This is a genomic window from Maribacter forsetii DSM 18668, from assembly GCF_000744105.1.
Classification (GTDB): Bacteria; Bacteroidota; Bacteroidia; order Flavobacteriales; family Flavobacteriaceae; genus Maribacter; species Maribacter forsetii.
The window spans coordinates 1,579,641-1,592,458 of sequence record NZ_JQLH01000001.1 but is presented as its reverse complement, the minus strand read 5'-3'; the positions used below and the strand labels follow the sequence as shown (position 1 = coordinate 1,592,458).

The window sequence follows — 12,818 nt, the reverse complement described above, 5'->3', positions numbered from 1 at the left end:
TTATTTATTCCACTACTATAAACTCCGATCTTCTGTTCAGTTGATGGTTTTCTTTACTACATGGTACACCATTGCTACAACCGTTGGTAAGCTCCGTCTCTCCATAGCCTTCATATGAGATTCTGTTACTCGGTATGCCAGCTTCCATTAGATACTCGGCCGTGGCCTTTGCCCTGTTAGCCGATAATTGCATGTTGTAGCTATCGTTCGCCCTTGAATCTGTATGCGAGCGTACCTGTACGTTTACGTTAGGGTATTCGTTAAGGTATGCCAATACCTTTCCTATGCTGATCTTGGCATCTTCCCTGATGAAGTACTTGTCGAAATCGAAGTAGATCGGTTCTATGTTCAGGTATTTCGCAAGGTCCGTGCCTACAGGCGCGGATGGGTCTACCTGTGCCAGTACGATCTCTATACCCGTAAGGTCTTCTGCCTTTACCGTCATAAAGGTCTTGTTGCCTTCTTCATAGTCCGCTTTGGTCGCCACTACCTTGTAACTGCCTTCGCCGCAGTTGCCTTCCATTTCGAATGCTCCATTGGCATCCGTACTCGAGCTAGATACCATTTTGTTGTCCTTGTCGTATACCGTTACCGATGCATCCGCTAACAGTGCATTGGTCTTTTCGTCCTTTACGATTCCCGTAATATTTGTATGACAGGTGAAGTCCAACGGCGTCATTTCTATAAAACCATAGATATCGTCATTGCCCTGTCCTCCTTTTCTGTTCGATGCGAAAAAGCCTTTCTTGGTCCCTTCGTTTATAATGTACGAGAAGTCGTCTTCCTCTCCGTTCAAAGGGCGTCCTACATTGTAGATCTCGCCCGTTTCATTGTTCAGGTCGGTCGCGAAGACGTCAAGTCCCCCTAGTCCCGGGTGCCCGTCCGAAGAGAAATAGAGTTTATCCGATTCCGTCACGAACGGAAAGGTCTCCCTGGCCTCCGTATTGATTCTTGGTCCAAGGTTCTTCGGTGTACCAAATGTACCGTCCGTGTTGATATCCACAACGTAGATATCCGACTCCCCTTTCGTTCCCGGCATATCGGAAGCGAAGTACAATTTGGTTTCGTCGTTGTTCAGCGTCGGGTGTGCCACCGAATAGCTGTCCCCGTTAAAGGGCAGTTCCTCGATATCTTTCCATTCGCCTTCTATCAATTTTGCCCTATATATTTTTAATCTACTCACTCCTTCTTCGTCCCTTTCGAACTTACCGTCGTCAGAGTTGTTACGTGTAAAGTACATCGTCTGTCCGTCCTTGGTGAATGCCGTTGACGATTCATGGGTCTTCTTGTTCAGTTTCTTGGAGAGCTTGTCCACATTGGTGAAATTGCCCTGATCGTCCTGTTCAGCTTTGTACAGGTTCAAGAAAGATCCATTGTTCCATCTATGGATGTTCTTCGTTAGCAGTCCGCTGTCCCTTGCCGTGGAGAACACCAGTCCGTCTTCATAAAAAGCGGGCGCAAAGTCAGATACCTTCGAGTTCAGACCTATGTTCTTGAGTTCGTACCTCCCCGAACGTTCCGCGATCTGTTCCAGATAATCTTGGTTATCGCCATATAGTACGCCGCGTTGATCGTTAGATCTGGCGTTCTTGAACTTGTTCATCCATGTGTCGGACTCTCCGTATTTCTCCAATGACTTCAATGTCTGTGCATATCTGTACATATACTCCGGATCGATGTCCGCACCTTCAAGTGCGAACAGCTTGCCGTACCAGATCGATGCCTCTTCATAGTTCGCGTTCAGATAGTTCGCGTTGCCCAGGTTCTTATAGATATCCTCCTCCGTATTCCCGTCCTTGACCAGCTCTTCGTACGATCGTATCGCAGAGGCATAGGCGTAGTTCGTGAATTTCGTATCCGCTTTCTTTACTTTCTTGTCCTGTGCGCTCGCCATTATGGCCATTACCGCCAAGCCACAAAAAATATATCCTGTTTTTTTCATGTCGTTTTTTATTAAAAGAATCTTGGGGTGATCACTCGTTTGTACTTGTTAAGAAATTCATATCTCAGCATGATCTCGAAAGAGCCGTCGTTGAACCTGGTAGCTCCAAGATCGGTCGTTTCCTTGTCGTACGCCAGACCGATCATGAACTGGTCGTTCAACTGAAAACCGAACAGGGCGCTCAGCGCCGCGTCCCATCTGTACGCCGCTCCCAAAGAGAACTTGTCGTTGAACAAAAAGTTTGCACTAAGGTCTACTTGTAACGGTGCTCCCTTTACCGCTTTGATCAATGCCGCTGGTTTGAACTTTACGTTGTTCTTAAGATCGAACACATACCCCGTGATCAAATAGAAGTTCATACGCTCTTGTGCGATAAGGCTGGAACTGTTAGAATCCGAACTGTCGAAATGCTCGGTCTGTAAAAAGTTCGGTACCGATAGCCCTGCATAGAACCGATCCGTATGGTAATAGATCCCCGCACCGAAGTTCGGCGAGAACTTGTTATCGATGTTCGGTAGGTTGCTCTCCGCCCCGTAGTTCCTAAGTTTGGTAAAATCCACGTTGAACAGGTGGCCACCGGCCTTCAGTCCGAAGGAAAGCTTTCCTTCCTCTGACGTGTTGACCGTATAGCTGAACGCGGCGTCTATGTAGGTATCCTGGTTGGTACCGTTACCGATCTCATCGTTCACCACCGATAGCCCCAATCCTACATGTTCGGATACCGGTGTATGGAAGTTCAATGTCTGCGTCGTAGGTGCGCCGTCAAGCCCCACCCACTGCGAACGGTGCAGTGCGGCGATGCTGAGCACCCCTCGGGAACCTGCATACGCAGGGTTCACAGATATCGTATTGTACATGTACTGCGTGTACTGAGCGTCTTGCTGGGCATGCCCCATAAAGAGTCCCGCAAGGGTAATTATAATGGTTAGAAAATATTTGTTCATCGTATCTTTTTTAAAGAAAATTTTTATCTGTTTATGTATAGGTAACCGGCTTTATCTAAATTATTGCCATTATTATTATACTTGATTATATAGAAGTATGTACCTACGGGTAATTTAGCGTCTGTTGAAATAGTTACCCTTCCGTTAGAAACGCCTTTAAAGGTGTTCGTAACATTATCGTAACCGTTCATCTCATACACTATGACACCCCATCTGTTATAGATCTGTACCGTGTTGTTCGGGTAAGACTCTATATTCTCGATCAAAAATTCATCATTGGTACCATCATTATCTGGTGTTATGATTTCATTGATAACAGAAATACCTGATTCCACTAACTCTTCACCACAACCTGCCGCTAAAGTTGGCACCCCGTTTAATGAGTCACAAGGATTCAATGGATCTGTACCGTCTATTATCTCTTGTCCATCTACGATAGTATCACCATCGGTATCTGCAACATCTGGATCCGTACCGATCGCCAATTCTTGAGAAGTTGTAAGACCATCTTCATCACAATCGGAAATCAAATAATCACCACCTTGTTCCAAGGTTATACTACCTTCATCATAATCACAAGGATCTTCCGGATTGGTATCATCGTCAAGCTCTTGGCCATTGATTACTCCATCTCCATCACAATCAGCAACTAAATAGTCTCCTGAGAAAGCCAAAGTAACATTCTCAATTACGTAATCACATGGGTCGTTCTTATCCGTACCATCTACTTCTTCTTGAGTATCCAGTACACCATCACCATCGCTATCACCTATTTCTCTAAAGTCCACTTCTGGTGTAGAATCATCGTCATCATTATCCGTACCATCTGCACCTGTATCTAAATCATTGTTAACATCAGGACCTGGTGTATCGTCAAAGCCGTCATCCAATCCATCAGCATCAGAATCAACATCTGTAAAAGTACCTTGACCCGCTTCATCAATATCAAGCACACCGTCATCTTCAGAATCAAGATCCAAATAATCTGGAGTTCCGTCACCGTCCGTATCTTCTGGAATTAAACCATCTGGATAGTTGGTATCCAGCCCTGCTGCATCAAAAGAAGCGGCAGGAGCGACATAGCCTGATGTTGGCTGTGCTTCTACGTTATCTGGAATACCATCATCATCCGCATCGATATCCAAGAAGTTAGCTTCACCAGTACCATCTGTATTTGGTGGAGTTGTTCCTTCTGAGCTATCCGATTGACCATTAGTATTCGCATCTACAAAACCAGAATCCTCAGCATTGACAACACCGTCATTGTTTGTATCTAGTGTACCATTACCTGATTCCACTACATCTGTAATACCATCATTATCGGCATCAATATCAAAGTGGTTAGGGATTCCGTCTCCATCAAAATCAAACACCGGTTCTGTTGTTCCGTTTACATCTCCGATAGCAGGATCGTTAGGATCATCATCAGAATGATTAGGAACACCATCGTTATCAGCATCTGCACTTGGGTCGATACCGTTAGCTTCATCTAAATCTGAGATACCATCGTTATCATCATCAAGATCTACTGAATCAGGAATACCATCTTCATCAAAATCTAGGATATCCCTAAAATCTACCTGAGTTAAATTGGCATCATCTTCATTATCAGTAGCAATTGCTCCTGTATTCAAATCATTATTAACATCTAGACCCAAAGTATCATCATAAGCATCGTTAAGACCATCTCCGTCAGCATCTGCTAAAGGATCAATCATTGTACCTTGACCCGCTTCTAAAGCATCTTCTACTCCATCTGAATCTGAATCTGAATCTATGTAATCAGGAATACCATCAAAATCTGTATCTTCTGGTACTAAACCACCTGGATAATTGGTATCTAATCCGGCTGTATCAAAAGCATCTGCTGGTACGATATACGCATCAGTAGGTTGTGCTTCTACATTATCTGGAATACCATCATCATCTGAATCAATATCCAAGAAGTTAGCTTCTCCTGTACCATCTGTATTTGGTGGAGTTGTTCCTTCTGAGCTATCCGATTGACCATTAGTATTCGCATCTGCAAAACCAGAATCATTAGCATCTATAACACCGTCATTGTTCGTATCAATGTCACCATTACCTGCTTCAACTACATCTACGATACCATCATTATCGGAATCAATATCAAAGTGGTTAGGAATTCCATCACCGTCAAAATCAAATGCCGGTTCTGTTGTTCCGTTTACATCTCCAATAGCAGGATCGTTAGGATCATCATCAGAATGATTAGGAACACCATCGTTATCAGCATCTGCACTTGGATCAATTCCGTTGGCTTCATCTAAATCAGAAATACCATCGTTATCATCATCCAAATCAACTGTGTCTGGAATACCATCTTGATCGAAATCAAGTACTGATCTAAAATCTACCTCAGTAACATCTGAATCATCTTCGTTATCCGTTGTAATTGCACCAGTATCCAAATCATTATTTACATCGTTACCTGGTGTATCATCAAAGGCATCGTTTAATCCGTCATTATCAGCATCGGCTAAAGGATCTACAATTGTACCTTGACCAGCTTCTAATACATCATCAATACCATCTGCATCTGAGTCAGTATCGATATAATCTGGAATACCATCTAAATCCGTATCTTCTGGCTCAATTCCGCTTGGGTAATTGGTATCTAATCCGGCTGTATCAAAAGCATCTGCTGGTACAATATACGCATCAGTAGGTTGTGCTTCTACATTATCTGGAATACCATCATCATCCGCATCAATATCCAAGAAGTTAGCTTCACCTGTACCATCTGTATTTGGTGGAGTTGTTCCTTCTGAATCATCAGCCTGTCCGTTATCATCAGTATCAGCGAAACCAGTATCAAGACCATCAATGACACCGTCATTGTTTGTATCAAGGTCACCGTTACCAGATTCCACTACATCTACGATACCATCATTATCGGCATCAATATCAAAGTGGTTAGGAATACCATCACCATCAAAATCAAATGCCGGTTCTGTTGTTCCGTTTACATCTCCAATAGCAGGATCGTTAGGGTCATCATCTAAATAATTCGCTACCCCATCATTGTCATCATCGGCACTTGGGTCTATACCATTTGATTCATCTAAATCTGAAATACCATCATTATCATCATCTAGATCAACAATATCCATAATACCATCTTGGTCGCGATCCAATATCGATCTGAAATCTACCTCAGCAGTATCTAAATCATCTTCGTTATCTGTTGCGATTGCCCCTATATCCAAATCATTATTGACATCATTACCGGATGTGTCATCGAAAGCATCGTTTAACCCGTCACTGTCGGCATCAGCCAATGGATCTGTAATTTCACCTTGACCTGCTTCAATAACATCTGGTGTACCATCATTATCAGAATCTACATCTAAATAATCAGGAGTTAAATCAGTATCTGTATCCTCAGGTCTTAATCCGTTAGGGTAGTTGGTATCTACTCCGTTTGGACTAAAAGTAGCTGCCGGAGCAACATATATTGCCGTTGGTTGTGCTTCAACGTTATCTGGAATACCATCATCATCTGCATCAATATCTAAATAATCGGCACCACCAGTACTATCTGTATTTATTGGCGTTGTTCCTTCTGAATTATCTGCCTGACCGTTATCTGTACTATCAACAAAATCATCATCCAAACTATCAATAACACCATCATTGTTGGTATCTAAGGCATCATTACCGGCTTCATACACATCAAATATTCCGTCGTTATCGCCATCTAAGTCAAAGTGATTTGGAATGCCATCACCGTCAAAATCGAATTCAGGTTCTGTTGTTCCGTTTACATCTCCGATTGCAAGGTCGTTAGGATCATCATCAGAATGATTAGGAACGCCATCATTATCATCATCGGCACTTGGGTCTATACCATTTGATTCATCTAAATCTGAGATACCATCGTTATCGTCATCAAGGTCTACTGTATCTGGGATACCGTCTCCATCAAAATCTAATACCGATCTAAAATCAACTTCAGTCAAATCTGCATCGTCTTCGTTATCAGTAGCTATCGCACCAGTATCTAAATCATTATTTACATCGTTACCTGGTGTATCATCAAAGGCATCGTTTAATCCGTCATTATCAGCATCGGCTAAAGGATCTACAATTGTACCTTGACCAGCTTCAAAAACATCATTTATACCGTCATTATCAGAATCAGCATCCAAATAATCTGGAGTTAAATCATTATCTGTATCTTCTGGAGTTAAACCAACAGGGTAGTTGCTATCTAAACCATTAGTAGCCTCAGTTTCATCAGGAGCTATGTAACCTGAAGTAGTTTGAGCTTCCACATTATCCGGAATACCGTCATCATCAGCATCAATATCTAAATAGTTAGCACCACCGGCACCATCTGTATTTGGTATTGGAAGTGGAGAAGTTGCCGTAGCATCATCCCAACCATCTGTTGTAATAGTATCATCAAAACCATCTACAACACCGTCACCGTTAACATCAAGACCACCAGCTTCAGTAGTATCTGTAATACCATCATTATCAGAATCTATATCTAAGTGATTAGGCACGCTGTCTCCGTCGAAATTATCAATAGGCAAAGCTGTACCCAGACCATCGTCAAGTGTGCCTGTTGTATTATCATCGGTATCTACTAAATCTGAAAGTCCGTCGTTATCTGCATCTGTAATTGTACCTGTACCAATTCTACCATCATTATCAGGATCAGTACCGCCAGCCTCAATTACATCTGGAATACCGTCGTTTTCTGAATCTAAATCTATTCTATCATCTAAACCATCATTATCCGTATCTGGATTTTCTAAAGGTGTACCAGATGTAGCAGGACCAACTGGGTCTACACTATCCGCAAGACCATCATTGTCCGTATCAGTCGCAAAATCATCTATTATACCGTCATTATTTGAATCTGTGCCTCCAGCTTCGATAACATCTGGAATACCATCATTGTCAGCATCTAAATCTAAACGATCTTTAATACCATCATTATCAGAATCCTCATCTGGTAATGGAGTAGTTGCAATTTCATCTGCAAGTCCGTCATCATTATCATCTATCATAGAAGTTGGGTCACCAGGAGTTGGGTAATCTATATGACCGTCACCATCTGTATCTATACCACCAGCTTCTATAATATCTGGAATACCATCATTATCAGAATCTAAATCAATACTATCTGGTATACCATCACCATCTGTATCTCCTGTTTCCTCTGTATCTAAAATTCCATCATTATCATCATCAAGATCTACGGTATTTGGAATACCATCTTTGTCATTGTCTGGTAAAACGCTTACATCGATATTTGCAGTATTTGAGGTATTTCCTAGATTATCATTTACTATATAACTTATTGATGAAGTACCAATAAAAGTAGGTAAAGGGTCAAAAGTAATAGTACCATCACCATTATTTGTAAATGTACCCTCACCCGAAACCGTAAGAGTTGTTTGTTGACCAGCTGTAACTGGATCTAAATCAATAGTGGCATCATCTACACCATCGTCATCCGTATCATCATTTGTTAAATCAATAACCACATTAACATCTTCAGGAGTTGTTTCATTTTCATCACCTGCAACCGGACCAGGGTTACAGCTAGCATCGGTCAATGAAACTGAATTAGAATCCACATTCATACATAAAGGAGCTCCCACATAACGTACAGCTGCTGTGTAAGATCCAGGACCAGGACTAAAAGAACTTGAATTTTGCCAAGGCCCTGAAGAACCATTAATACTATATTCTAAAGCTCCACCACCATTGCTTGTAGCAACAATATCAATAGCACCTTGGTTAGAAGGGCATGTAGGCTGTGTAACCGTTGTTGTTAATGAAATCGTTGGAGGAGGCGTTAAAAAGAAAGGATTGTAAACAATAAACACTTTACCATCACCTCCATCACCTCCATTAGCACCAGATTGTGTTATTCTAACCCCATTAATAGGAACATTAGACCCTACAAATGCTGTCAAAGGATAAACTGTAGCAAAGATGTTTTGTCCATTATCATTTGGCACACCAGTATCTATATAAGTTGTACCAGGGTCAGTTTTTCGTAAAACTGGTCGTGCAGTACCTATGACATCTCCATTAGCATCTATAGCTTGTACTTCCATAGTATTATTACCATTACGTTCTGTAATAACTACATATCGATTAGAAGCTGCATTAATGTCATAGTTGAACTTAAAATTCACATAATCAGAAGCAAAAATGCTTCCATCATTTCTAAAGTAATGATTTAGGTTTCTATCTGTATTTGCATCAATTAAAGCTGGATCAAAAATAGAGGGATCATCTGTTATATTAGATCCATCTATACCATTTTCAATGATTTGTTGGTTACCCGCAGAGGCGGTATTATAAGAATATGAAATATTATCAGGAACCAATAATTCTGAAAAAGTTTCTCCTTCAACAGTTATTGAATTAAATGTTTTGGCAGAGGTATTTGTACCCGGATTCGTAATATCGAAAGAAACCTCTCCTGAATTTAAAAAATTAGAAGGACTGCCGGGAGGAATAACATCTGAACAATTTTCATCGCTACATTCAAAAGGTGAATTCACTACCGAATTATCTGTAAAAGAACATGCTGATTGTGACGAAAATGTAGCAGTTAACGATATTTCGCTTCCATTGGCAGGTAATTCTACCCCAATAAATGTATGTGGTGAAGTTAAGCCTACAACCGAAACAGAATCAGAACCATCTCCTGTTAAATCTAAAGTTCCTGTTACAGGAGTATTTATGAAGGTTACTGTAATATCTGCTGTAAACGTATCATCATTTATATCAATAGCAGTACCATTATCATTACAACTAGATTCGTTTGTTGAATCAATAGCTGTTATGGAACATGCTCCTGTAACGGTTACCGTAAAAACTCCTTCGTTAGATGAAGCTCCAGGAACATCTTCTACTCTAAAGTTTATTGTTGAATCTCCCACAAACCCAAATACAGGTGTAAATACTATATTACCTGAGTTGTCAACAACATAGGTACCCTCATTTGGTATTGTTAATGAATTTCCAGGATTACCCGTATTTAATTCATCATTAGGATCTAATAGGTAAATTGTTGATGGATCAATATTGCCTTCATTATCTGAAGCTCCAGTTAATAAATTTACTGAATTACTTGCTGTATTTATTGTTGTTGAAGTAGAAGAGTTAACCACACTTGGTGGTGTATTTACCACTACCGTATTTGGGTTTGAAAATGTTACCTCTCCTAAAAATCCTACGGAAATATTTCTAGTTGTAGAAGGGTCTGCATTATCACGCCCTAACGTAAAATCAACAACACTAACATTAACATAATTAACTTTTACTATTGACCTCGTGTTTGCAGTACTTACCCCTGGATCAGTAATGTTAGCACTAGTAAATCTTATAGAATTTGGAATCGTACCTGCACTAGTTGTTATAATTGTTTCTGGTTGAGCCGTTCCAGCTAGTTCATAACTTTGAGGAACAATAACCTCTGCCCATTCTTGAGCATCTAAATCTATAATCTCTAAAGTATAAGTATCTAACGGTACAGGTACCGCATCGGCAATATTAGCATCTGAAGATCCGGCAACTATAAATTGCATTCTCCACCTAACCGCCTCACCGGCTGTATCATAAGTAATCGTCGGTTCAAATCTATTTTGCACAAATTGTGTATTATCTACATCTCCAACAACCGGTGTTCCTGTAAATGATACTAAAGTTAATAGTGCATCTACATCTTGCGTAGACCCATTTACATTTAAAGCTACATCATCTATTCTGTAGACAGCACCTGGTTGATTTGCTGTTCCTTGAACTAGAACTTGTGTATTAGGAAATACAGGCTGAGATTGAGCCACTAAATCCTCACCGATCATCAATATAATTAAGACGGTAAAAAACAATTTAACTGAAGTATTGAATCTTTTGAAGGATTTATCTTCAAGGTTATTAATATTCTTTTTCATTATAATAGAAGTAAAATCATTAATTTTTTTTGTGTTGCAAGGCATTTTTCAACCTTTTTAATTAAAGAGAATTATTGGTTAAAATCAAAAATGAAGTTTAGATGAAACTATAGCCAAATCAACTTATTAAACGAAACGCTTGTTTAAGTTAATAGCAATTTCATTTTTGAATCGAAATCCTATTCTCAAAGATGCTTATTTCAACAAATAATTAAAGGTTTAACATTTGGGCAGCTATAAATCTTTAGCTGTACTTGGGAAGAATTCAGTGTTAGAAAAAAGGGAACGTTTTTTGAAAACATGGTATTTATGGTTAGTGTTAAATATTATAGAACTACACTGAAATTAGATATAGGACTACAAATTAATTGTTATAATTACAAATCTAATTGAAGACTAACAGGTGTTATATTTTTTGTTGTGAACTGAAGATAGTTGTATGCCAAATACTCAAAATCTAATGCGTATGATTTTAATTTTATTACCTTTTATCGATAATCTCAACTATAGCAGTAGTTAACAAGTTTTTGTAATTCCAGAGAATTAGTCAAAAAAAGCAGTTTTCATTATAAAGTCAATGATACCGGGACTTTTTGGATAAAATATTAGAGTTTTAAAATCACTGAAAAAATTGCGAACAAGTGTAAAAAGCAGTCGCACCTTAAATTGGTCAACCAGCAATTCCTACAAAAATCCTAATAAAAAATATTAATTATAGTTGCTATAAAATTTAAATAATCCATATTCTAGAATTGGTGTTATTTTTAATTTGAATTTTAATTATCACCCTCTTAGATTTGTATCTACTCAAACCTGTTAAAGAAAAGATTTAAATACGTCATATTTTATAATTTCCTGAAAATTGTTGAACTTTAGGTTAGAAAGGAAAGTAGTATGAACACAGCTGAAGATAAATTAAAAGAACGTGTAAAGGAACTTACCTGTCTTTATGAGGTCACCTCTATAATAGTTAATTCTGATTATGATCAATTAGATGCTTCGTTAGAAGCTATCGCATATTGTCTTAAAAGAGCTTGGCAATATGAAAATGTTACCGAAGTCTTTTTAAAAACCAGTGAATACCAAGTGCAGACCGATGATTTTACACCTGATATGGTCAGTTTAGCTTCTAAAATTAAAGTGTTTAATAAAGTGGAAGGTGAAGTATTAGTTGGCTACCCTTCAAATACATATACCCTTGACGATTTTTTGATTGAAGAACAGACGTTACTAAATAACGTAGCCTTAGATATTGGTAATCTAATTGAACGTAAACAAATACGTGATAGTGAAGCCATCACTAGAAGAAAGATGGAGCGTACAGACCGTTTACATATTCTTGGTGAAATTACCGCAGGAATTGCTCATGAGCTAAATACGCCCCTAGCAAATATTCTTGGTTTTGCTGAATTATTGACTGATAAAATTACGGACAAAGAGACCGTTAGAGACCTTGAAAAAATAATGGACAGTGCTATTTTTAGCCGAGAAATAGTAAAAAAGCTAATGTTCTTTGCCTGCGAAATGCCACAAGAAATGAAGATGGTAAAGCTGAACCCACTAGTGATCAGTGTTATAAAACTACTTGAACCTTCTTTACGGGCTAAAAATCTAAAACTGACCAAAGCGTTTGACAATAATGATATTGAACTTAGGGCAGATACTGTTCAAATGACACAGGTACTATTCAATTTAATCATGAATGCCATCTACTATTCTCCCAATAGTAGCACTATAAACGTACATGTACTAGAGACCGAAAATTATATACGTATTGAAATTGCTGATGAAGGAAAAGGTATACCGACCGAATTAGAAGACAAGGTATTTGAACCCTTTTTTACTTCTAAACCTATTGGAGAAGGCTCTGGCTTGGGGCTAAGTGTTGTACATGGAATTATTACCAGCCATAAAGGTAAAATAGAACACAAACCAAATACACCGAAAGGGACTATATTTACCGTAGACTTTCCTAAATTGTAA

The 12,818-nt window shown here is 39.2% G+C and carries 4 protein-coding genes; 1 reads left to right on the top strand and 3 read right to left on the bottom strand.

Translation table 11 applies throughout. The annotated features are described in order from the left end of the window. Positions 1–4 precede the first annotated feature (4 nt). From P177_RS06760 to P177_RS06750, 3 genes are read right to left on the bottom strand one after another with little or no spacing between them, the layout of a single operon-like run. Positions 5–1,942 carry an OmpA family protein gene (locus P177_RS06760; RefSeq protein WP_036153248.1) on the bottom strand — a complete coding sequence of 646 codons (1,938 nt, stop codon included), beginning with the start codon at positions 1,940–1,942 and terminating at the stop codon, positions 5–7. Between the two features lie 11 nt (positions 1,943–1,953). Then, positions 1,954–2,886 (bottom strand): PorP/SprF family type IX secretion system membrane protein, encoded by a 933-nt coding sequence (locus P177_RS06755; protein ID WP_036153246.1) that lies wholly within the window; start codon positions 2,884–2,886, stop codon positions 1,954–1,956. A gap of 23 nt (positions 2,887–2,909) precedes the next feature. Continuing rightward, on the bottom strand, positions 2,910–10,835 hold the full coding sequence (locus P177_RS06750; protein WP_157486483.1) for a T9SS type B sorting domain-containing protein: 7,926 nt from the start codon (positions 10,833–10,835) through the stop codon (positions 2,910–2,912). Between the two features lie 894 nt (positions 10,836–11,729). Between P177_RS06750 and P177_RS06745 the strand changes: the two genes are divergently transcribed. Continuing rightward, positions 11,730–12,818: a sensor histidine kinase gene (locus tag P177_RS06745; RefSeq protein WP_036153241.1), complete on the top strand. Its 1,089-nt coding sequence runs from the start codon at positions 11,730–11,732 to the stop codon at positions 12,816–12,818.

What these genes read in the sequence shown, in the direction of transcription:
- P177_RS06760 (WP_036153248.1), bottom strand. Translation starts at nt 1,942, where the DNA reads ATGAAAAAAACAGGATATATTTTTTGTGGCTTGGCGGTAATGGCCATA.
- P177_RS06755 (WP_036153246.1), bottom strand. Translation starts at nt 2,886, where the DNA reads ATGAACAAATATTTTCTAACCATTATAATTACCCTTGCGGGACTCTTT.
- P177_RS06750 (WP_157486483.1), bottom strand. Translation starts at nt 10,835, where the DNA reads ATGAAAAAGAATATTAATAACCTTGAAGATAAATCCTTCAAAAGATTC.
- P177_RS06745 (WP_036153241.1), top strand. Translation starts at nt 11,730, where the DNA reads ATGAACACAGCTGAAGATAAATTAAAAGAACGTGTAAAGGAACTTACC.